Source organism: Nocardia sp. NPDC051911, assembly GCF_040681035.1.
Taxonomy (GTDB): domain Bacteria; phylum Actinomycetota; class Actinomycetes; order Mycobacteriales; family Mycobacteriaceae; genus Nocardia; species Nocardia sichangensis.
Genome location: NZ_JBFAXY010000030.1, coordinates 52,215 through 74,476 on the forward strand (window position 1 = coordinate 52,215; position 22,262 = coordinate 74,476).

At 68.2% G+C, this 22,262-nt stretch carries 18 protein-coding genes and 1 pseudogene; 9 read left to right on the forward strand and 10 right to left on the reverse strand.

The window, feature by feature from the left end; genetic code table 11:
• Positions 1–103: 103 nt before the first annotated feature.
• A pseudogene (locus AB0L97_RS29735) lies at positions 104–511 on the forward strand (dihydrofolate reductase family protein); the annotation flags it as partial.
• A 163-nt stretch (positions 512–674) separates the two neighbouring features.
• On the opposite strand, the gene AB0L97_RS29740 reads toward AB0L97_RS29735, so the two are convergent.
• Entirely contained in the window at positions 675–1,619 is a 945-nt protein-coding gene (locus tag AB0L97_RS29740; protein WP_364435906.1) for a transglutaminase family protein, read from the reverse strand.
• The gene (locus tag AB0L97_RS29745; RefSeq protein WP_364435909.1) at positions 1,616–4,705 is read right to left on the reverse strand and encodes a circularly permuted type 2 ATP-grasp protein; all 3,090 of its coding nucleotides are present in this window, start codon (positions 4,703–4,705) and stop codon (positions 1,616–1,618) included. Before AB0L97_RS29745 ends, AB0L97_RS29740 begins: the two co-directional genes overlap by 4 nt.
• 250 nt (positions 4,706–4,955) lie before the next feature.
• Between AB0L97_RS29745 and AB0L97_RS29750 the strand changes: the two genes are divergently transcribed.
• Together AB0L97_RS29750 and AB0L97_RS29755 are read left to right on the forward strand one after the other, a co-directional pair.
• On the forward strand, positions 4,956–5,162 hold the full coding sequence (locus AB0L97_RS29750) for a hypothetical protein (RefSeq protein ID WP_364435912.1): 207 nt from the start codon (positions 4,956–4,958) through the stop codon (positions 5,160–5,162).
• 21 nt (positions 5,163–5,183) lie between these two features.
• Positions 5,184–5,828, forward strand: a complete 645-nt coding sequence (locus AB0L97_RS29755) for a hypothetical protein (RefSeq protein WP_355078722.1) — start codon at positions 5,184–5,186, stop codon at positions 5,826–5,828.
• 6 nt (positions 5,829–5,834) lie between these two features.
• On the opposite strand, the gene AB0L97_RS29760 is transcribed toward AB0L97_RS29755, so the two are convergent.
• The 3 genes from AB0L97_RS29760 to AB0L97_RS29770 all read right to left on the reverse strand — a co-directional run bounded on the left by AB0L97_RS29760 (position 5,835) and on the right by AB0L97_RS29770 (position 7,473).
• Positions 5,835–6,452 (reverse strand): LysE family translocator, encoded by a 618-nt coding sequence (locus AB0L97_RS29760; protein WP_356963424.1) that lies wholly within the window; start codon positions 6,450–6,452, stop codon positions 5,835–5,837.
• 63 nt (positions 6,453–6,515) lie between these two features.
• Positions 6,516–7,124 carry a recombination mediator RecR gene (gene recR / locus AB0L97_RS29765; RefSeq protein WP_063018922.1) on the reverse strand — a complete coding sequence of 203 codons (609 nt, stop codon included), beginning with the start codon at positions 7,122–7,124 and terminating at the stop codon, positions 6,516–6,518.
• 13 nt (positions 7,125–7,137) lie between these two features.
• Positions 7,138–7,473 carry a YbaB/EbfC family nucleoid-associated protein gene (locus tag AB0L97_RS29770; RefSeq protein ID WP_355078724.1) on the reverse strand — a complete coding sequence of 112 codons (336 nt, stop codon included), beginning with the start codon at positions 7,471–7,473 and terminating at the stop codon, positions 7,138–7,140.
• A 211-nt stretch (positions 7,474–7,684) separates the two neighbouring features.
• On the opposite strand from AB0L97_RS29770, the gene AB0L97_RS29775 reads away from it, so the two are divergent.
• The 3 genes from AB0L97_RS29775 to AB0L97_RS29785 are packed head-to-tail and all read left to right on the forward strand — an operon-like array spanning position 7,685 to position 9,532.
• Positions 7,685–8,308 (forward strand): hypothetical protein, encoded by a 624-nt coding sequence (locus tag AB0L97_RS29775; RefSeq protein ID WP_356963423.1) that lies wholly within the window; start codon positions 7,685–7,687, stop codon positions 8,306–8,308.
• A 51-nt stretch (positions 8,309–8,359) separates the two neighbouring features.
• Positions 8,360–9,172 carry a MerR family transcriptional regulator gene (locus AB0L97_RS29780; RefSeq protein ID WP_364435920.1) on the forward strand — a complete coding sequence of 271 codons (813 nt, stop codon included), beginning with the start codon at positions 8,360–8,362 and terminating at the stop codon, positions 9,170–9,172.
• A gap of 12 nt (positions 9,173–9,184) precedes the next feature.
• A complete protein-coding gene (locus AB0L97_RS29785; protein WP_355078727.1) occupies positions 9,185–9,532 on the forward strand; it encodes a VOC family protein in 348 nt (115 codons plus the stop codon).
• Between the two features lie 48 nt (positions 9,533–9,580).
• Here the strand turns inward: AB0L97_RS29785 and AB0L97_RS29790 are convergent, their stop codons facing one another.
• A complete protein-coding gene (locus tag AB0L97_RS29790; RefSeq protein ID WP_355078728.1) occupies positions 9,581–10,015 on the reverse strand; it encodes an SRPBCC family protein in 435 nt (144 codons plus the stop codon).
• A 206-nt stretch (positions 10,016–10,221) separates the two neighbouring features.
• Here AB0L97_RS29790 and AB0L97_RS29795 point away from each other — a divergent pair, with 206 nt between their 5' ends.
• The gene (locus AB0L97_RS29795; protein WP_364435994.1) at positions 10,222–11,664 is read left to right on the forward strand and encodes an FAD-binding oxidoreductase; all 1,443 of its coding nucleotides are present in this window, start codon (positions 10,222–10,224) and stop codon (positions 11,662–11,664) included.
• A complete protein-coding gene (locus AB0L97_RS29800; RefSeq protein WP_355078729.1) occupies positions 11,661–12,977 on the forward strand; it encodes a class I SAM-dependent methyltransferase in 1,317 nt (438 codons plus the stop codon). Before AB0L97_RS29795 ends, AB0L97_RS29800 begins: the two co-directional genes overlap by 4 nt.
• Before the next feature lie 10 nt (positions 12,978–12,987).
• On the opposite strand, the gene AB0L97_RS29805 is transcribed toward AB0L97_RS29800, so the two are convergent.
• Positions 12,988–16,569 (reverse strand): protein kinase, encoded by a 3,582-nt coding sequence (locus AB0L97_RS29805; protein WP_355078730.1) that lies wholly within the window; start codon positions 16,567–16,569, stop codon positions 12,988–12,990.
• 390 nt (positions 16,570–16,959) lie between these two features.
• Between AB0L97_RS29805 and AB0L97_RS29810 the strand changes: the two genes are divergently transcribed.
• Positions 16,960–17,442, forward strand: a complete 483-nt coding sequence (locus AB0L97_RS29810; RefSeq protein WP_356963420.1) for a MarR family transcriptional regulator — start codon at positions 16,960–16,962, stop codon at positions 17,440–17,442.
• On the opposite strand, the gene AB0L97_RS29815 is transcribed toward AB0L97_RS29810, so the two are convergent.
• From AB0L97_RS29815 to AB0L97_RS29825, 3 genes are all read right to left on the reverse strand, one after another.
• The gene (locus AB0L97_RS29815) at positions 17,439–18,536 is read right to left on the reverse strand and encodes an esterase-like activity of phytase family protein (protein ID WP_364435928.1); all 1,098 of its coding nucleotides are present in this window, start codon (positions 18,534–18,536) and stop codon (positions 17,439–17,441) included. The genes AB0L97_RS29810 and AB0L97_RS29815 overlap by 4 nt on opposite strands.
• A gap of 113 nt (positions 18,537–18,649) precedes the next feature.
• Positions 18,650–20,800: a 3-hydroxyacyl-CoA dehydrogenase NAD-binding domain-containing protein gene (locus AB0L97_RS29820; RefSeq protein ID WP_364435931.1), complete on the reverse strand. Its 2,151-nt coding sequence runs from the start codon at positions 20,798–20,800 to the stop codon at positions 18,650–18,652.
• Positions 20,801–20,915: 115 nt separating this feature from the next.
• Entirely contained in the window at positions 20,916–22,130 is a 1,215-nt protein-coding gene (locus tag AB0L97_RS29825; protein ID WP_355078734.1) for an acetyl-CoA C-acetyltransferase, read from the reverse strand.
• Positions 22,131–22,262 lie beyond the last annotated feature (132 nt).

A 22,262-nucleotide genomic window follows, 5' to 3' on the forward strand; every position in this document is an offset into this window, starting at 1 on the left:
GCAATCCGGATCGAAGCGATGAGTTCGGGCGTGTTCGCCGGTACATACCGGTGCACAGCCACACCATCGAAAGGAATCCGGTCATGAGGCGCATGCCCTCGATGAGGGCGTGCTGCTGCTGGGCCGACGCACCTGGGAGTTGTTCGCCACCATCTGGCCCGGACGCGACGATCCCTTCGCCACGCGCATGAACAAGGCCGCGAAACTGGTTGTCTCGCACACGCTGGCGGACACGTCGAGCTGGACGAATTCCACGCTTGTCGAAGGCGACCTCCATACGGCGGTGGAGAACGCACCCGGCGACGTCATCGTCACCGGCAGCCTGACCATCGTTCGCGCATTGCGGGAAAAGGATCTTGTCGACGAGTACCGACTGCTGATCTTCCCCACGGTCCTCGGTAGCGGTGACCGTTTGTTCGCCGATGGCGAGCCGCCCGCGGACCTCGAGTTGCTGTCGGTCGACACGGTCGGCGCAGCCGTGCTGACCCGCTACGTCCGAGCCGGGCGCTGACGACCGACGTCCGGCCGGATCGCGGACGGCGTCAACCGGACGGTCCGACCATCCGTCACCCCGCGCCACGGGCCCGAGCCGATTTGCCTGGGTTGTTCGCCTCGCCGCCGTGCCAGTCGGCGCGGTGGGCGCTCGACCTCGTCGGCGATCCGGGACCATGCCTTCACCGGCCGTATTCGCGAGCCGCGGGTAGATGGCCTGGTACACCCACCTCGGTGACGTCGACGGAGACGGTGATCGTGCTGTCCTTCGCGTCGGTGTAGATGATGCCGCGCAGCGGAGGGACGTCGGCGTAGTCGCGGCCCCAGGCGGCGGTGATGTAGCGCTCGTCGCCGAGTTGGTCGTTGGTGGGGTCGAGGTCGATCCACCGGCCCGAGCGGTCGGGTCCGTCGGCGCCGGGCACCCATACCGCCGCCCAGGCGTGCGTGGCGTCGGCGCCGACCATGCGCTCCTTCCCTGGTGGTGGATCGGTGGCCAGGTAGCCGGACACGTACCGGGCGGCGAGGCCGTGCGACCGCAAGCAGGCGACCGCGAGGCGCGCGAAGTCCTGGCAGACGCCCGCGCGGGCCGCGAACACGTCGGCCACCCGGGTGGACACCGTCGTGGCGCCGGACCGGTAGGCGAAGTCGGTGTAGATCCTGGTGTTCAACTCGACCACCGCATCCAGCAGCGGCCTGCCCGGCCGGAGGGATTCGGCCGCGTACGCGACGATCTCCGACGTGATCTCCTGCGGGTGCAGGTCGAGAGCGAACTCCACGGCGAACGGCCCGTTGGCCCCCGTCGGGCGCGCGCGTTCCCACGGCTCGGCGGCCGAGCCCGCGTCGTCGCGGGCGGGCGCGTCGACTTCGACCAGCGATTCGCCGACGACCGTCAGAGCACGATGCTCGGTGGTGACGTGGAAGTAGGACGTGATGTTGCCCCACACATCCGCGCCGACCGACCGGTCCGAGGGGGCGGGGTCGATCCGGATCTCGTGCGCGAGCAGACGCTGACCGGGGAGATCGCGCGGCGTCAAGTACGCGCGCCCATAGGAGTTGATGACTTCGCCGGAGTACGAGTACTTGGTGCGATGCTCGATCCGGTAGCGCCGGACCGCACGGCCGGTCATCCGACGACCTGCGCGCTGCCCCACAGCGGCTGGATGTCGACCGGGAGCGACAGCGTCGTGGTCTCGAAGGACTCGGATACCTTGCGCAGGCGCACGTGCACTCCCTCCAGCAACTCCGCCAGTTCGGTGCGCCGTTCGTTCGCGTCGGTGACCTCGAGATCGTCGGGATCGAGGCGGCGTAGCATGCGCCGCGCGTCCGCGAGCAGCCGCTGCGGACGCGACGAGCCGGACGCACCGGGCAGCGCCTGGAAATCAGCGTGCAGGCGGCCCAGCTGATAGGCCAGCGATCGCGGATTGGCGGTGTCGAACAGCAGGAGCTCGGCGACGTTCGCGATCCGCACCGAATCCTGGTGGCGCCGACGGTAACTCACCGAAGACTCGGTGGCGCGCAGCACCCATTCGGTGACCTCGCGTTCGATCTCCTCCGGATACCGTTGGGTCAGCGCGGCCGACAGCAACGCGGTCAGGGCGAGACCGCGCTCGATCCGCTTACCGATGTCCCTGACGTGCCACCCGGTGTCGCGGATCAGCGACTCGCCGTCGATCCCGGACAGCGCGAGCAGCCCGGCCAGGGTTCGCGAATGCACATCCGACAACTCCGCCTCTTGGTCGTCCACCGCGGCGGGGTAGCACGCCAGCGCGCGCTCGACCGAGCCGAGGATCATCCACGTGTCCACCGACAACTGGTCGCGCACGGCGCGCGCGGCGCTGCCGTACCGGTCGATCGCGAAGGCCAGCGACCCGGGCAGCTCGCGGTCTATCGTCAGTGCGACGAGGTAGTCGTGGCCCGCGCGGGACGCGCCCGGCACCCGGTGTACCGCCGGAGCGCTGTCCTGCGCCGCACCGGTGGCCACGCCGTCGTCCGCCCCTTCGGCGACGGCCTCCACACCATCCGTAACCTGTTGTCGCGCTCCGGCTCCGGCCATCGCTTCGTTCCGGGCCACGGCATCGTGGTGCTCAATGTGCTTCGAACCAGTTTCTCCCCCAGCGTCTTCCGGCATTCCCGATCCGGATGGCGCGGCAGCCGAGGATTTTTCGTCTGTCTCGTGGCCGGAAGATCGTGACCGGACCGGCACCGAAGTCCCCTGCGCGCACTCGCCCGCACCGGGCGATGCCGGAGCATCACCAGAATCCGGAAACGATCCGGCCGCAGCGTGCGACCGCTCGTCGCCGTACTGCGCCACACCTTCGTCGACGCCGGCACCCGACGGAGCGAGCAGGCCGCGATCGACCGAACTCTGCTGCGGCGCAAAGGCTCGCACCTCGGGACCGAACAGCCCGTCGGTCGGAGCCGCGGTGGCGGTGGTCCGTCCGAGGGCGGCCAAGAGGATCGGTAACGCGCCCGCGCCTTCCAGCCAGGGGCGATACCGGAACTCTTGGTAACGCTCGTGGGTGGCGATCAAGAGACGGGCGGTGTCCTCCGCGCGCTCGCCGTAGCGGCCGATCCAGAACAGGTCGTTGAGCACGCGGGGGGAGCTGATCCCCGCCACGACCGGAGCGGTGCGCCGCGGCTCGCGCGACGGCTCGGTGCTGATCGCGGCGGCGGCCGTCGGCGCGGCCCGCACCCAGATGTCCTTGGCGGCGACTTTCCGCGCGGCGCGATCGGTCGTGCGCTGACGTAGCTGGCCGAGACCGCCGGACATCACGGTGTAGCCGCGCCGATGGGCGAGCGAGAACAATCGCATGCCGACCGGAGCCGCGGCGAGTCCGTCGTGCTCGCGGATGGCGGGCGCGACGGAGAACTGCGCCGGTTCCTGGCCAACCCATTGCCATCCGTGCGCATCGATCCGCGCCTTCATCTCGTCGCGCTGCCGCCGACTCAGTTCAGGGCCGAACAGCGTGGCGCCGTCGACCGCCGAGCGAACGATCAGCTTGTCCAGATTCGCGATCAGATGTCCGCGCTCCCGTTCATGACCACCCCAGTACGACGGCGCGTTCTCCAGCAACAGGTCCGCACCGAGCAGTGCGCGCGACAGGGCGGGCAGGAATCCGGCCAGCGCGGGATTCTCCAGCAGCCCGCTGCCGAGCGTGTTCACCACCGTCACCGCGCCGCGGCGCAGCACCTCGACCAGTCCCACCACGCCCAGCCGCGAATCCGGCCGCAGGTCCAGCGGATCGGAGAATTCGGCGCCCACCCGGCGCAGCACCACGTCCACCCGCTTCAGCGTGCCGAGCGACCGCATCCACAGCGCGCCGTCGCGCACCACCAGATCGGCGCTCTCAACCAGCGGAAAGCCGAGTGTGGAGGCGAGATAGGCCTGATCGAACGCGGTCTCGGAATGCACGCCTGGACTGAGCACGACGACCACCGGTTCGTCGTCGTCGGTCTGCGCGGATTCGATCAGCATCAATCGCATCGCCCTGGCGAAGGGTGTCAGCGGACGCGGATTCGCGTGCTCGAATGCCTCCGGGATCGCGGTCGACACGACCCTGCGGTCGGCCAGCGCGTATCCGGCGCCGGTCGGCGCCTGCGCCCAGTCGGCGAGCACCCGGAACCGGCCGTCGCCCCAGCGACTGAGATCGCAGGCGTGCAGGAAGAGTTGGTGCCGCCCCGGCACGGTGATGCCGTGCGCGGCTCGTACGTAGCCGCGATTACCGAACACGACTTCCGGTGGGAGCAGTCCCGAGGCGAGCGTCCTGCGTGGACCGTAGATGTCGGTGAGCACCTCGTCGAACACGCGGGAGCGCTGTTCCAGCCCGGCCTCCAGCCGGGTCCAATCGTCCGCGGCGACCGGCAAGGGAATCGGATCGAGGCGCCACGGCGCAGGCGTGTTCTCGGCCGACGCGCCGGCCTCGAGGTAGGTGATGCCGTCGTCGTCGATCAGCCTGCGCACCCGGCTGTCCAGCTTGCCCAAACCGTCCCCGCCGAGTTCGGCGAAGTCGGCGGACAGTTGCGACCACACCCGGCGCACCTTGCCGTCGGCGTCGACCAATTCGTCGTAGTAGCCCGCGACCGGCGCGCCGCACTCGTCGTAGGCGGCGGTGGCAGAAGCATCTTCGCGGTAGCGCGCGACCTGTTCCCGCACGGTGGTCGCGGTATCTCGCCGCTCATCGCGCAACGTCACCGCCGACCTCACTTCCGCCATCCATGCCCAACGGTCGCCGAATGCTTCCGGTGCGGTCCGGAAACCTTGTGCCGGACACCCGCATTAGTGGTCTTTGCGGCCATTTTCGCATGTAGCAGGGGTCATAACGGGTAAAACGCTGTGCGGCGACAACTATTTGCTAAATATTTGCTCAGCATCGGGCGCGGCGACACACGGTCCCGGGTCCCACCGTGGCGCCCGCACCGGTGGTATCACCGAACGACGACAACGATCTCGTCAGGAGGTCATTATGCGTAGATCAGACTGTTCGTCTTGCGAATCCGCGTTCGACCACTGCCACGGAACCCTGATCGTGCACGTGAGCCGGATCGCCGAATGCACCGACGAACACTGCCTGGAGCTCAGCCACGCCAGGCACGCCTTCGTCCTCGATTGCCGAAACCTCGCGGGCGGCTGCCGGTGTGGCGACGGCGAGACGGCCCGGCGCCGCGCCTGAGCGGTTCCGTACCCTGGCCCGGTGAGCTATGACCACGTGTTGCTGCCGTCCGGTGTCGCATCGTCGATCGCGGAGGTCGACGCCTACCTGAGCACCCAGCAGGGCGTCCCCGAGTCGGGGGCGGTCGCGCAGATCGCGGCCGAACTGAACAGACGCAACGCGGAACTGCCCGAGGAGGACAACTTCCTCAGCACCGTGCCGGTCGGCGGCGCGGCCACCGGTGCGGCACTGCACGTGCCGTGCCCCTACGACGCGGTCGGCTTCGTCCGCCACTTGCTGTTCGAACTCGCCACACCGCTGAACTATGCCGTCTACGACCCGCAACTGGCCTGGCTGATCGATCCCGCCGAGCACGTCGAGGCCATCGTCACGCACGGCGGCGCGGGCGAGTTCCCGTACCTGACCGAAGCGCTGGTCCAGCAGTGGATTCCGGAGCTGGCCCCGCCCAACCCGTACCTCGTCGTCGAACGCGGCGAGCAGTTCTACATCCAGACCTACCGGGAGAACTCCGGCGCCTACACCGTGGAATACCGGGACGGCTCCCCCGACAAGCATTTCGGCACAACCATCTCCGATCCCGCCACCGTAGCCGCCCTCATCTGGGGCTGGGCCAACGACGACCGCAGCCGGTTCCCCGGCCTGCCCTGGTCGCGCGTCGACCTCTGAACCCGGTCACTGGTTCTGGGTGGCCAACCGGCCCGCCAGCGCGAGGAACGACGCGCCGAAGACCCGGCGCATCCAGGTGACCACGACGGGACGGGAAATGACCTGGTCGCGGACGGCGGCGGCACACGCGCCGTACACCGCGAACACCACCAGGGTGGCGAGCATGAAGATGCCGCTCAGTTCGAGCATGCGCGCCAGTGCGTTCGGCGCGCCGCCGGGCACGAACTGCGGCAGGAACGCGAAGAAGAAGATGGTCAGCTTGGGGTTGAGGAGGTTCAGCAGCACCGCCGAGGTGATCACCTTCCGCGCCGAGGGTGCGGTGCGCCCGGTCTGTTCCGGCACGGCGAGCGCGCCCTTGTCCCGGAACGTGGTCCAGGCCATGTACACCAGATAGCCGACGCCGAGGTACTTCAGCGTCTGGAACGCGACCGCGCTGGCGTTGAGCAGCGCGGCCAGACCCGTGATCGCCGCGATCATGTGCGGAACGATGCCGAGCGTGCAGCCGAAGGCCGCGATCACCGCGGCTCGCACACCGCGAGACAGCCCCGCCGCCAACGTGAACAGCACACCGGTGCCGGGGGTGGCGACGATGACGAGCGTCGTCAGCACGAATTCGATGCTCATCCCCGACACGGTAACGCACGCCCGGCGCGGCGCAATCCCCGTCGCGGGAGGCGTTTTCGCAAGCTATAGCGCGCGGCGGCCGGAGAGCGCGCGCCCGAGGGTGAGCTCGTCGGCGAATTCGAGGTCGCCGCCCATCGGCAGGCCCGAGGCCAGCCTGGTCACGCTCAGACCCGGAAAGTCGCGCAGCATCCGGACCAGGTAGGTGGCGGTGGCCTCGCCCTCGGTGTTCGGGTCCGTCGCGATGATCACCTCGCTGACGTCGACGCCGTCCTCCTGGTTTCCGATACGCGCCAGGAGTTCCCGGATCCGCAGCTGGTCGGGGCCGACACCGCTGAGCGGATCGAGCGCGCCGCCGAGCACGTGGTAGCGACCGCGGAACTCCCTGGTGCGCTCGATCGCCTGCACGTCCTTGGGTTCCTCGACCACGCAGATCATGGTCCGGTCCCGGCGCGGGTCGGCGCAGATGCGGCACAGCTCGCCGTCGGACACCGTTCCGCATGTCACGCAGAACTGCACCCCGTCACGCACCTTCTGCAGCGCGGCCTGCAGCCGATCGATCTCCGGCGGCTCCACCTGGAGCAGATGAAAGGCGATGCGCTGCGCGCTCTTCGGACCGACGCCGGGCAGCTTGCCCAATTCGTCGATCAGATCCTGGACCGGACCCTCGTACAACTGCTGCCTCGGCTCAGAAACCGGGCAGCGAACCGCCGCCGCCGAAGCCACCGGACAGGGGTCCGAGCCGTTCGGCGGCGATGCGCTGCGCGTTGGCCATCGCGTCGTTGACCGCACCGATGACCAAATCCTGCAATGTCTCGACATCGTCGGGATCCACGGCCTTCGGGTCGATGGTCAGCGACACTACCTCACCGCTCGCCTTCAGCCTGACCTGCACCAAGCCACCGCCGGCAGCGCCGTCCACCTCGGTCGCCGCGATCTCGGCCTGGGCTTCCATCACCGCCTGCTGCATCTGCTGCGCCTGGGCGAGCAACTGTTGCATATCGAACTGGCCACCTGGCTGCACGGGAGCGTCCTCTCTGAAGAAGGTGTCACGGGCCAGCCTAGTCCTGCCGCGGCCGGTCCCCGGCGCGGCCCGACGGTCCCAGGTCCGCGGCGCAGGACGGATAACAGCGCGCATGGCGGATAACAGGTTGGGTAGTTCCGATCGGAACCGACCATGCGCGCCTTACCATCGACACCGAGTCGGAAAGCGGTGTGCAAATCTGGAGCCAATGATGATCGCAGTTCGTGCACGTTTCCTGAGCACCCTGGTGCTCACGCTCGGTGTTCCCAGCATCTTTCTCGGCGCAGCGGCGTCCGCGGATACGGAGATCACCGACACGCCCGGAGTGATCGACGCGCAAGGGGCAGACGAGCCCCAGACGACCCCGGCGGCCGCCGACTACGGGGGCGGCTGCGTCCTCTACCCGGACGACAAGGCCGCGACGCTCGATTCGCTGCGTTCCCGGTGCTCGCCGGAGCAGCAGGACGCGATCTTCCGCGCCGCACCGCTCGGCGCCGTTCCGGTCGGCGTGAAATCGGGCTGGGTCACTCGCCCGCCGGTCATGCAGGCCATCGCGCCCCCGCTGTGGATCGGCAAGACCTTCTACACCGGCCCGGACGGCGGCTTCCTGATGAACCGCCTCACCGGTGCGGGCTTCGAGGCCTGGGGCGCCGACGTCTACGTCGCGCCCGCCCTGACCGATGGGCAGCCGACCTGGGCACTGAACTACGCGCCCTCGCCGACGCCGCAGGTCTACGACGAGATCCGGGAAGTCACTCCCGGTGTGTGGTTCGGCTACTCGTGGTGGCGCGGCATGTTCCAGACCACCCTGCTGCTGACCTTCGCGCTCGCCTGAACAGCGGGTGTCGTTTGACCCTCCCGTCACTGGAGGGTGTTGGCTGGTGCCATGACGGCCACCGTCCCCATCGGGGAATTCTCCAGGCTGAGCAATCTCAGCGTGAAGACGTTGCGCTACTACCACGAGATCGGTCTGCTCGCTCCGGCCGGCATAGACGCGAGTTCGGGCTATCGGCGGTACGCGACGGCGCAGGTGACGCAGGCACAGTTGATCCGGCGGCTGCGCGAGCTGGACATGCCGGTTCCGGAGATCCGCGCCGTGCTGGCCGCGCCGGACGAGAACACCCGTGACGCCACGCTGCGGGCGCATCTGGAGCGCATGGAAGCCGAGCTGACCCGCACCCGCGCGGTCGTGGCCTCGTTGCGCGCGCTGCTGACGCCATCGGCTCCGATCGCCGTGGAGTATCGCGTGGTCGGGGCGTTCCCGGCGGCGGCGATCGGCGCGACGGTGGCGCGCGAACACATCGGCGAGTGGTGCGCTTCGACGTTCCAGGCGTTGTACGAGTCGCTGGCCGCCGCGAGCATCGCGCCTGCGGGCGTCGCCGGCGCCACCTACAGCACCGACTTCTTCGAGCAGGACGAAGGCGAGGTAGTCGCGTTCGTCCCAGTCGCCGACACGGATGTGGTGCTGCCGGCAATGCTTTCACTCATCGAGCTACCCGCGCGCCGTTTCGCCGTCGCCGTGCACGAGGGCCCGTTCGATGATTTCGACCGGACCTACGGCGCACTGGGCAGTCACGTCGCCGAACACGCTGTCGCGCTGCCCGAGCCGATCCGCGAGATGTACCTGCTCGGACCGGACACGTCCGATGAACCGGCCGGCTACCGGACCGAAGTGTGCTGGCCCGTCGCCCAACCATAAAAGGAGATATCCATGACGATCTCGATCGCCCACGTCACCATCGATTGTGCGAACGCGGGCGCGCTCGCCGAATTCTGGTCACAGTTGCTGGAGACGCCCGTCGATCCCGACCCCACCCCGGAGTTCGCCACCGTCGGCCGGACCGCGGACGCCGCGACCCCGCTGATGTTCATCCGCGTGCCCGACAAGAACCCCGGCAAGAACGTCATCCACCTCGACCTGCTCGCTTCCGGCCGGGACGAGGTCGCGCGCGCGATCGATCTCGGCGCGAAGCACGTCGCCGACTTCGACGAGTGGGGCATGAAGTGGACGACGCTGGCCGATCCCGAGGGGAACCTCTTCGACATCGCGGCCGAATAGACCGAGCAGACCGCGACGACGGCCATGGCCGTCGTCGCGGCCGTACGATCAGGCCAGTTCGCGCTGGAGGTTGCCGAGCACCTCGGCCTGGATCTTCTTCAGGCCGAGCGGCGCGAAGATGCCCTCGAAGATGCCCGCGACGCCGCCCGCGCCCTTCCACGTGGTGCGCAGCGTGACTCGCGCGCCCGCGCCCTCCGGGGTGACGGTCCAGGTGTTCACCAAGGTCGAATTCGAGTCGCGCTCGGTGACAATGGAATCGGACACCGAGACGACCGCGTGCACGTTGCGCGAGCGCTTCTCGGTGGCCTGCAACGTCCATTCCGCGACGGTGCCCGCGCCCTTGCCCCCTTCGACCACCTTGTAGTCGCGGTAGTGCGACGAGAGGATGCGCGGACGCACCGTGTCGTAGTCGGCGATGGCCTCCAGCGCGCGCTGCGGATCCGCCGCCACGTCGATCGAACTACTGGCGCTGACCTGTCCCACAATGAGCTCCTTGTCCGGATGCGGTGTCTCGACGGATCTCCATCCTGCCCTGTCGGCCCCGGATGATAACGGCGAGGGCGGAGCGTGTGGCGAACTTCTCCGGACGATTCGGTATTCCATTTCGCAACATATGCGTGACATTTCTCCACGACCGAGACCTCGCGGTGGCCCCGCCGTATGGTCCGTACTAGCGTCGAGGGGTGGCAGTGAGTCTGTTGGGGAAGGCCGGACACGCACCGGCCGCACGCGAATCAGGATTTGCCGCGCATCGAGCCGGCGTGGATCGCCTTCTGGCGAGTTACCGCGCCATACCCGAGCACGCCAACGTCCGTTTGGCCAAGAAGACCTCGAACCTTTTCCGCGCCAGGGCCAAGAACACCGCGCCCGGCCTCGATGTCTCGGGGCTGACCAGGGTGATCGCGGTCGACCCCGTGGCGAGGACCGCCGACGTCGCTGGCATGACCACCTACGAGGAGCTGGTCGCCGCCACCCTCCCGTACGGGCTCGCGCCGCTGGTCGTTCCCCAGCTCAAGACCATCACGCTGGGCGGAGCGGTCACCGGCCTCGGCATCGAGTCCACCTCCTTCCGCAGCGGTTTGCCGCACGAGTCGGTGCTGGAGATGGACGTGCTGACCGGCGCGGGCGAGATCCTCACCGCCACGCCGGACAACGAGCACGCCGATCTGTTCCGCGGCTTCCCGAATTCCTACGGGACGCTGGGTTACACGGTCCGGCTGAAGATCGAGCTGGAAGAAGTACAACCGTACGTCGCGCTGCGGCACGTTCGCTTCCGGGACCTGCGCGAACTGGAGGCCGCCCTCGCGACGATCGTCACGGATCGGGTCTATGCGGACGAGCCCGTGGACTACCTCGACGGCGTCGTCTTCTCCGCCGAGGAGAGCTATCTGACGCTGGGCCGCCGCACCGACGAGCCGGGCCCGGTCAGCGACTACACCGGGATGGACATCTACTACCGGTCCATCCAGCACGAGGGCGAAACGCCCAAACGCGACCGCCTGACCATCCACGACTACCTGTGGCGCTGGGACACCGACTGGTTCTGGTGCTCCCGCGCCTTCGGCACGCAGAATCCGAGGATCCGCCGGTTCTGGCCGAAGCGCTATCGGCGCAGCAGCTTCTATTGGAAGCTGGTTGCGCTCGATCACAAGTACGACATCGGCGACAAGCTGGAGGTTCGCAAGGGCAACCCCCCGCGTGAGCGGGTCGTGCAGGACATCGAGGTGCCGGTGGACCGCACCGCCGACTTCGTGGAGTGGTTCCTGCGCGAGATTCCGATCGAGCCGATCTGGCTGTGCCCGCTGCGTTTGCGCGAGACCGGCCGCACGCAGCGGCCCGGCGAACGCGCTTGGCCGCTGTATCCCCTGGAGCCGGACCGGACCTACGTGAACGTCGGATTCTGGTCGGCCGTGCCCACCGCTCCCGGGCAGCAGGAGGGCGCGGCCAACCGCGCGATCGAGCACAAAGTGACCGAATTCGACGGTCATAAGTCGCTGTACTCGGATTCCTTCTACGACAAGGATGAGTTCGCGGCGCTCTACGGCGGAACCACCTACACCGAACTGAAAAAACGCTACGACCCGAACCAGCGCCTGCTGGATTTGTATTCGAAGGCGGTGCAACGCAAATGACGACATTCAAGGACCGTTCCGATGTCTTCGCCGATCTCGGAACCAAACTCAGCATTGCCGAGATCTTCGAGACCCTCGTCGAGGGTGAAGTCCCGATCCGGTTGACGGCCTACGACGGCAGCGCCACCGGACCGGAGGACTCGGAGTTCGCGCTGGACATCCGGACTCCGCGTGGCATCAACTACCTGGCCACGGCCCCCGGCGACCTGGGCATGGCGCGCGCCTACATCGCAGGCGACATGACCGCCAGCGGGGTGCACCCGGGTGATCCGTACGCGATCCTGAAGGCGATGGACAGCTTGAAGTTCCGCCGTCCGTCCGCGCTGGCCCTGGTGACCATCGCGCGCTCGCTGGGCTGGGAGCGGCTCAAGCCGGTCGCCCCGCCGCCGCAGGAGACGCTGCCGCGCTGGCGGCGGATCGCCTTCGAGGGACTGCGCCACTCCAAGACGCGCGATGCCGAAGCCATCCACCACCACTACGACGTCTCGAACGCCTTCTACGAGCACGTGCTCGGCCCGTCGATGACCTACACCTGTGCGACCTACGGCGACGAGAGCTGGACGCTCGAGCAAGCGCAGGAGAACAAGTACCGCCTGGTGTTCGAGAAGCTGCGCTTGAAGGAGGGTGACCGGCTGCTCGACATCGGCTGCGGCTGGGGCGGCATGGTGCGCTACGCCGCCAAGCGCGGCGTCAAGGTCATCGGCGCGACGCTCTCGGCCGAGCAGGCGGATTGGGCGCAGAAGAAGATCGCCGAGGAGGGCCTGGCCGAGCTGGCCGAAGTGCGGCACTCCGACTATCGCGACGTGCCGGAGGGCGAGTTCGACGCGGTGTCCTCGATCGGGCTCACCGAGCACATCGGGGTGCACAACTACCCGTACTACTTCGACTACATCAAGAACAAGCTGCGCGACGGCGGCCTGTTCCTGAACCACTGCATCACCCGCCCGGACAACACCCGCACCACAAAGGCGGGCGATTTCATCGACCGCTACGTGTTCCCGGACGGCGAGCTGATCGGCTCCGGCCGGATCATCTCCGAGATCCAGAACATCGGGCTCGAGGTGCTGCACGAGGAGAACCTGCGCGAGCACTACGCCCTGACGCTGCACGAATGGTGCAAGAACCTGGTCGCCAACTGGGACGCCTGCGTCGCGGAGGTCGGCGAGGGCACCGCGAAGGTGTGGGGCTTGTATATGGCGGGCTGCCGACTGGGCTTCCAGCGCAACGTGGTGCAGCTGCACCAGGTGCTCGGCGTCAAGTTGCCCGCCGACGGCGACTGGACCGTACCGCTGCGCCCGTGGTGGCAGCCGTAGACCGGGACGTTCAGAAGGCGTTGCTGCCCGCCTCGTTCAGGAGTTCATCCAGGAACGGGGCGGGCAGTTCGACGTCGCCGACCTGGGCGGAGGCGGGCAGGTCGGCGCGCAGCACGCGCAGGATGCCGACCACGCCGGGGCCCGCGTCCAGCAGCGGCCTGGTCCAGCCGAGGTCGGCGCAGGTCGCGACGGCGGGCAGCAGCAGGTTGGTGGCCTCACCGACCCAGCCCGCGGTGGCCAGACATTCCGCGAGGAGCAGCGCGGCATCCAATTGAGCGCGCGGACGGTGCTTCTGGCGGGTGTGGTCGGACAGCGCGCGGGCGCGGCGCACCGCCCGGTCGTCGGAGCCGAGCCGGCGTTCGGCGAGCAGTGCGCGGATGGCGGCGAGTTCCTCGGCTTCGGCGGTGAGCAGGGCGGCGCCGGTCAGCCGATGCGCCGCCTGGAGCGGCGTGGATTCACTGAGGTCGGTGTAGCGGCGATCCGCGGACTCCAGCGCCATGCCCAGACGCAGCCGTTCGGCCCGGATATGGGCGGCCAGCCGGGGCAGTCGGTTGTCGGCGGCGATGCGCGCGCCCTCGTCCAACCGCGTTGCCGCGGTGAACAGATCTCCCCCGACCGCCTTGACCCGGGCGCCGACGACGAAGGTGGAGATCAGGAAGTCCACCGGACCGACCCGGGTGACCAGCTCGTGACTTTCGTCGAGCAGCCGGTCGGCGGTCGCCAGATCGCCCCTGCGGTAGCTCATCTCGCCCAGCAGCGCCGCGGCGACCCGCACCGCGTGCGAGCGCGGTCCCGAGCGTTCCCGCGCGAAGTCCCAGGCCTGCTGGAAACAGCGCGTGGCGGTGTCCACGTCGAGTTGCTCGTAGGCGGCGGCGCCCTGGCCGCAGCGACCGAACACCAGGCCGAGCGAATCCTTCGAGCGTTCGTGGTACTCCTCGGCCCACTCCTGGATGTTCCTCGCGCCCTCGAAGTCGAACTCGCACAGGCGCACGAAGGATGTCAGGTTGGCCGCCGTCGAGACCGTCCACACGGGTAGATCGTCCGGCTCCCGCAGACAGTCGGCGACTCGATCCAGCACGCCATCGGTGTGGTCGCGCGCGATCTGGTCGGAGGCCGCGAGCACGGCCGCCTGGCAGCGCTGCACCCGCACATCGGCGTCGCCGGTGGACCCGCGGGCCAAGATGTTGGACAGCCTGCCCAGGGCGTTGCGCGCCGCGCCGGACTGCTGCAGGTTGACGTTCGCCCTGGCCACCGCCATCAGCAACTTCGAGCGCGACGCCACCTGCTGCATCGGCAGCTTCGACACGCTGCCCAGCAGCGTGGCGAGCCGGGAACCGTCGATCAGGTCCATCCCGCCACCCTCGAGCAGGTCCAGCGCCATCTTCAGATCGGTCGCGGCCAGCGCGTGGTCGACCGACTTGCGCAGCAGCTGGTGTTCGGCGTACCAGCGCGAAGCCTTGCGGTGCAGCGACTTCAGCTTCCCCGGGTGGACGCGGTCGAGCCGGGTCCGCAGGTGCTCTGCGAACAGCGGCTGCATCCGGAACCACTCGGGGTCGTGCTCGATGCGCCGCAGGAACAGCTCACGCTGCTCGGCCTGCTCGAGCAGCTGCTCGGCATCCGGCTCCCCGGACAACGCCGCGGCGAGCGAACCGCACACCCGCTCGGTCACCGCGATCGACATCAGGAACTCGAGCATCTTCGGTTCCAAAGTGTCCAAGACGTTTTCGGCGAGGTATTCGCGAATGCCGTGGTTGCCTTCGGAGAGGGTGGCGATCAGCTGAGCTGGGTCGGCGTTGCCGCGCAAGGACAGGCCCACCAATTGGATGGCCGCGGGCCAGCCGTCGGTGGCGGTGTGGATTTCGGTGACCTGTTCCGGCGTCAGGTCGAAGCCGTTGCGCTCCACCAGGATCTGCCTGGTCTCCGCCTCGTTGAGGCGCAGCGCGGCCGAACCGATCTCGACCAGTTCGTCGTGCACTCGCATGCGGCTGGTCGGCAGGCCGGACTGTTCCCGGCTGGTCACGACGAAACGCAGGTGGTGGCAGCAGTTGTCCAGCAGAGCTTCCATCGCGCGATGCGCGCCCGCGTCGGTGATCCGCTGCCAGTCCTCGACGATCACCACGACCGTCCTGCCCGCCGCGTGGATCTCGTCGATGAGCGTGGGAATCACGAAAGCGGCCGCGTCGGCGGGCCGTTCCTCCAGTACCTGGTCCAGACCGGCGCCGACGTCCGGATGCACCCGGCGGATGGCCTGGATCAGATGGGCGAGCAGCCAGATCTCGTTGTCGTCGTCCCGGTCGATGCCGATCCAGGCGACCGCGGTGTCACCTTCGCTGAGCTCGGCGCGCCACTGCGCAGCCAGCGTGCTCTTGCCGAAGCCCGCGGGCGCGTGGATCACTGCCAACCTGCGCCGCCCGCCCGCGCGCAGGATGTCCAGCAGACGCGGCCGTGGAATCGGCTCTCGCGTGGGCGTGGGCGGCCAGAACTTGGTCACGGCCGTCGGCGGCGTCGCCGGCACGACCGCCGGATGCTGGGAGACGGCGGGCCGTAGCGTCAACGGCCAGCTGCGCCGCGCGGTGACCGCGGGACGGGAGGCGGTCCACACCGCGGTCGGTTCGCCCACGGCGGCCGGGGTGGTCGTTTCGGGCTCCGGCGTGGTCTCCAGCAGCGCCATCTCGTCCGGCAACTGATCGTGGCCGCGCTGCACCGCGCGCAGCATTTCGCCGAACTCGTAGGCGCTGGCCGGGCGATCCCGCGGATTCGGGGACATGGCCTGTTCGATGACGCCGGCGACATCCGGCGGAATGTCCTGTTCACGCAGATCGGGCACCGGCTGGGTGGTGATCCGCAGGAACTGCGCGACCACCCGCTCGCCCGCCTGCCGCTCGAAGGCCGCGTGCCCGGTGAGCAAGGCGAACAATGTCGAGCCGAGGCCGTATACGTCGGAGCGGATGGTCGGCTCGTCACCTTTGAGGACCTCCGGCGCGGTGAACGCGGGCGAGCCGGTGATCATGCTGCTGGACGTGCGGAACCCGCCCGGGATGCGGGCGATGCCGAAATCCGTCAGCTGCGGCTCGCCGTAACCACTGAGCAGCACATTCGCCGGTTTCACGTCGCGGTGCAGGATTCGGGCGCGGTGCGCGCTCTCGATGGCTCCTGCCAGCTTGACGCCTGCTCGTAGCGAGTCCGCCCAGGTCAATGGGCCTTGATCGCGAATCAGCTTTTCCAGTGACCCGTGGGTGCAGTAGGGCATGACGATGAGCGGCATTCCGGTTGCCGTCACGTCCACCTGGAGTATGTCGACGATGTTCGGGTGGCCGGAGAGCCTGCCCATGGCCTGTTCCTCGCGCAGGAACCGCTCTCTGCTCTCCTGGTCGATCTCCGAGGGGAGCACCTTCACCGCGACCACCCGGTCCAGCGCGGTCTGGATGCAGCGATACACCACCCCGAATCCGCCGCGGCCGATCTCCACCGCACCGGACAGGCCCATCGCCTCCAGTTCGTCGGCGATGTCGACGGGCGGCTGCCGCTGCGTCTTCGCCTCGGCCGCAGGGGATTCGGGGCGCACCCGGCCCGAACGCGTCTGTGGATTCATGTGATCACCTCGAACACTCACATCGAATCGGCGACATCGGCGACCAACTCCGCGCCGACCGCCGGACGCCGTGTCCGATATGCCTGCGCATACTCCAACGTAGCGCGGTGCGGTATCACGCGGGTGACGTTTCCGAACAGGTCGGGTGTGTTCCGAATCCGCGTGTTTCGCGCCGCTGAGCGGTTTCGGCGCCGATGCCGCCTCGGTTGTGACCACCGCCACTTCAGGTCCACATGAGCGGATACCCCGAGGCGATTCGACCAACCACCTCGGCTACGGGAACCCGGTCGGCGCGGTGGTGACCTGCCGTGATATTTTACTTCTTCAGAGATCTTTCTTCTTTGTAGAACTATCTTTATACGAGCAGACATTAGGTGCGGAGGAATACCCGTGTCGACACCTGAACCCGACCGCGAGGCCACGGCGCCCGGACTCCGCGCCGACGCCCGCGAAATCTACCGGCGCTACCTGAGCGCGGTCATGCTGCACGGACAAGCGGGGGCGCGGGCGGTCGATCTGGGCGCCACCGATCTGTACGCGCTCAACATCCTCGAACTGGCCGGGCCGATGACGCCGGGCGAACTCGGCGCGCGCAGCGGTCTGACCACCGGCCCGACCACCCGGCTGATCGACCGCCTGGAGGACGCGGGCTACGTGCGCCGCGCGCCGGTCCCCGGCGACCGCCGGAAGGTGATCGTCGAATTGATCGGCAAGCCAGCCGATCTCGACGAGGTGCTCGCTCCCGCACGGCAGCGCATCGGCGAGATCATCGGCGGCTACGCACCCGAACAGCGCGAGGTGCTGTTCGACTACTTCACCAGGGCGGCTGCCGCGTACCAGGCCGCCGCCGAGGAGCTGCGTGGCACGGACTAGGCCACGGCGAGGGCGATGATCTGGGTGATCTGGCGGCTGTCGAAATTGTCGTCGCTGACCAGAACCAAGGTGCGCTCACCGGAGGGCAGACGCGGCCCCCAGGTCATGCCCTCCACGTTGTCGACGGCGGCGAGCCCGACGTCGTCGAGATCCACCAGCAGCCGCTTGGCCACCGGGCGGGCAGCGCCGATCGAGCCGTCGAGTATGTTGGTCGCGGCGCTCAGATCGGCCTCGTAGACGCGGATCTTGTTGGGCGTGCCCGGCGAGAAGGACCGTTCCAGCACAAGAAGTTTCGTGGGGTCCAGCGGATCGGCGGCGAGGATCGAAGCGATCCCGTTCGCGCCGCGGCCGGGCTGCGGCCGCGACTCGGCGAAGACAGGATCCAGCGGATACGCGTACTGGGCGAGCAATGGCCCGGATCGCGCCTGGACGGTGATCCGCGTAAGTGCCCCGCTCGTCGTGGTCGCCGCCGGCCCGTCCTGCAGCAGCGGCCCTTCCGTGGCGGTGGCGAACAACGTGCCGCCCGCGAGGAAGGTCGCGGCCTCCAGTGCCTGGTTCTGTTGCGGCCCGGAGTCGGGGCGCATCCGCTCGTTCTCCGGGATCGGCAGGTCACCGACATAGGAGCCGTCCGGGTGCGCGATCCGCACCGACGGATCTTGCAGCAGGGCGCTGTCCCGCTCGCCTTCTTGCGTCCAGAAGTAATCGCCGGTCCACGGGTCCACCCGGATCTCCTCCGGGTCGACCGACATCGGCGCGTAGGGCGCGCCCGCCGCGGTCAGCAGGGGGTGCGTGCCGGTGAAGGTCACCGGTCCGACTCCGCGCTCGCCGACCTCGAAGCGCGCGGTGTAGTACCGCGCGGGGTTCTTGTTCGAACGATCGTCGCTGATCAGCACGAATTCACCGGTGCGCGCGGAGTAGTCGATCCCGGACAGGCCACCCACGGTGGTGCCCGCGAAGTCCAGGCTCGACGCGACGACTTGCTCGCCCAGCAAACGCACCGATGGCGTCGTCACCGGATCGGCGGCCGCCACCGGGGCCGATGCGAGCGCGAGGGCGCAACTGGCGATCAGAACATGGCGACTACGTCTCGGCACGGCTGCCAACCTATCGCGCCGAACGGACGCGCAGGCGAACGGGCCGGAAAACGGCCGAAGCCCGCCACCGCGAAAAGCGATGGCGGGCTTCGGCGTTGCGTCGCGGCGCGCGATTACTTACGCAGCGAGGCCGGAACCTCGAAGCGCTCGCCGTAGGTCTTGGCGAGGTAGTCGGCACGCTCCACGAAGGCCTCCTGGCCACCCGGGTAACCGACGATGAACTGGTGCACACCACCGGTCCAGGCCGGGAAGCCGATGCCGAAGATCGAACCGATGTTCGCGTCGGCGGTGGAGGTGAGCACGCCCTCGTCGAAGCACTTCTGGGTCTCGATCGCCTCCGCGAACAGCATGCGGTCGATCAGATCCTGCAGCGGGACGCCGAAGCCCGCAGTGGTCTTGAAGTGCTCACGCAGGCCCGGCCACAGACCGGTGCGCTTGCCGTTCTCGTCGTACTCGTAGAAGCCCGCCTTCTCCAGGCGGCCCGGACGACCCTCGGACACCATGTAGTCGATGACGTCCTGCGCCGGGTGCCGCTTGACGCCCAGGGTGGTGTCGCCCGACTGCGCGGCTTCCAAGGTCTCCTTGGCGATCTTCTGCATGAGCTTCATGTTCAGCTCGTCCGACAGCTGCAGCGGCGCGGCCGGGTAGCCCGCCTGCAGACCGGCCTGCTCGATGGTGGCGGGCTCGATGCCTTCCTCGAGCATGGCGATCGCCTCGTTGACGAAGGTGCCGATCACGCGGGAGGTGAAGAAGCCGCGGCTGTCGTTGACGACGATCGGAGTCTTCTTGATCGCGAGGGTGTAGTCGAACACCCGGGCCAGCGCCTCGTCCGAGGTCTTCTCACCCCGGATGATCTCCACCAGCGGCATCTTGTCGACCGGCGAGAAGAAGTGGATGCCGATGAAGTCCTCCTGGCGCTTCACGCCGGTCGCCAGACCGGTGATCGGCAGGGTGGAGGTGTTCGAGCCGAGCAGCGCGTCGGGGGTGACGACGTCCTCGATCTCCTGGAACACCTTGTGCTTCAGCTCGGTGTTCTCGAAGACGGCCTCGATGACGAAGTCGACGCCGGCGAAGTCGGCCGCGTCCGCGGTCGGCTTGATCCGGTCCAGCAGCGCCTTGGACTTCTCCTCGGTGGTCTTGCCCCGGGAGAGCGCCTTGGCCTCGATCTTCTCGGAGTAGTTCTTGCCGCGCTCGGCCGCCTCGATGGAGACGTCCTTCAGCACGACCTCGTAGCCCGCCTTCGCGGAGACGTACGCGATGCCCGCGCCCATCATGCCCGCGCCGAGCACGCCGACCTTCTTGATCTCCTTCTTCGGCACGTCCTTCGGACGCGAACCGCCGTTGTTGATCGTCTGCAGGTCGAAGAAGAACGCCTGGATCATGTTCTTCGCGACCGGGCCGGTGAGCAGGTGCACGAAGTAGCGGGACTCGATCAGCGACGCGTTGTCGATGTCGACCTGCGAGCCCTCGACCGCGGCGGACATGATCGCGCGCGGCGCGGGCATGTTCGCACCCTTGATCTGCTTGCGCAGGTTCGCCGGGAACGCGGGCAGGTTGGCCGCGAAGGCCGGGGACGACGGGGTGCCGCCGGGGATCTTGAAGCCCTTCTTGTCCCAAGGCTGCACGCCGGCCTCGGGGTTGGCCTTGATCCACGCCTTGGCGGCGGGGACCAGCTCCTCGACCGAACCGACCAGCTCATCGATCAGGCCGATCTCCTTGGCCTTGGCCGGCTTGTTGCGCTGACCCTGCAGCAGCACCTGCATCAGGGCGTTCTGCAGGCCGAGCATGCGCACGGTGCGGATGACGCCGCCGCCCGCGGGCAGCAGGCCGAGGGTGGCCTCGGGCAGACCGATCTGCGAACCCGGCACGTCCGCCGCGATGCGGTGATGGGTGGCCAGCGCGATCTCCAGGCCGCCGCCGAGCGCCGCGCCGTTGATGGCGGCCACGACCGGCTTGCCCAGCTGCTCCAGGCGACGCAGGGCGCTCTTGATCTCGGTGAGCTCCTCCATCAGCGTCTGGGCGTCGTCCGGGCCGACCTTCATCATGTTCTTCAGGTCGCCGCCGGCGAAGAAGGTCTTCTTCGCGGAGGTCAGGACGACACCGGTGATGTTGTCCTTCTCCGCCTCGAGCCGGTCGACGGTGGCCGTCATCGATTTCTTGTACAGCTCGTTCATCGTGTTGGCGCCCTGGTTCGGGTCGTCCATCGTCAGTACGACGATGCCGTCCGAATCCTGCTCCCAACCGATCATGTTGGTTTCGCTCACAGCTCTGTGTCTCCTTGGTGAATTAGCGGCGTTCGCGGCCCTACGTGGATACGCAGGCTGCCGCCTCCGGGCCTGACGCTCACGCCGCCGTGAATTCTCAGCTGTCGGTTGGGGTTCAGACCCGCTCGATGATGGTGGCCACGCCCATGCCGCCGCCGATGCACAGGGTGATCAGGGCGTAGCGGCCGTTGCGGCGCTCCAGCTCGTCGACCATGGTGCCGGTGATCATCGCGCCGGTGGCGCCCAGCGGGTGGCCCATCGCGATCGCGCCGCCGTTGACGTTCAGCTTCTCGTCCGGGATGTTCAGGTCCTTCTGGAACTTCAGCACCACGGAGGCGAACGCCTCGTTGATCTCGACCAGATCGATGTCATCGAGGGTAAGACCCGCCTTGGCCAGCACCTTCTTGGCGGCCGGAGTAGGACCGGTGAGCATGATGGTGGAGTCGGCGCCACTGGTGGCGGTCGCGACGACGCGCGCGCGGGGTGTCAGGCCGGAGGCCTTGCCCGCCTCTTCCGTACCGACGAGCACGAGCGCGGCGCCGTCGACGATGCCGGAGCTGTTGCCGCCGTGGTGCACGTGGTTGATCTTCTCGACGAAGTGGAACTTCTGCAGCGCCACCGCGTCGAAGCCGCCCATCTCACCGATCACGGCGAAGGACGGCTGCAGCTTGGCCAGGTCCTCGGCGGTGGTGCCGGGACGCATGTGCTCGTCCTTGTCCAGGACGACGATGCCGTTCTGGTCCTTGACCGGCACGATCGACTTGGCGAAGTAGCCGCCGGTGGTGGCCTTGGCGGCCAGCTCCTGCGAGCGCACCGCGTAGGCGTCGACATCGTCGCGGCTGAAGCCCTCGATGGTGGCGATCAGGTCGGCGGAGACGCCCTGCGGAACGAAGTAGGTGTCGTAGTTGGTGGCCGGGTCCAGGGCCCAGGCGCCGCCGTCGGAGCCCATCGGCACGCGCGACATGGACTCGACGCCACCGGCGAGAACCAGGTCGTCGAAGCCGGAGCGAACCTTCTGGGCGGCGAGGTTGACCGCCTCGAGGCCGGAGGCGCAGAAGCGGTTGAGCTGGAAGCCGCCGACGGTGTCGGGCAGGCCTGCCACGGTGACCGCGGTACGGGCGATGTCCGCGCCCTGATCGCCGACCGGCGCGACCACGCCGAGGATCAGGTCGGAGATCCGGTCCTCGTCGAGGTTCGGGAAGCGCCCGCGCAGCTCCTGGATCAGACCGACAGTCAGGTCGATCGGCTTGACCGAGTGCAGCGAGCCGTTCTTCTTGCCACGGCCGCGCGGAGTGCGGATGGCCTCGTAAATGTAGGCCTCTGTGGTCATGGAGTGTTCCTTCCTCAATGTGCGGCGGCCGGACTTTCGTCCGTCCGAGCGCTGGTGTGCGGCGACACCGCGGGTGCGGCATGGCTGCGGCTGACCTCGCCGACCGGCCTTGCGACCGACCGTTCCTAACGC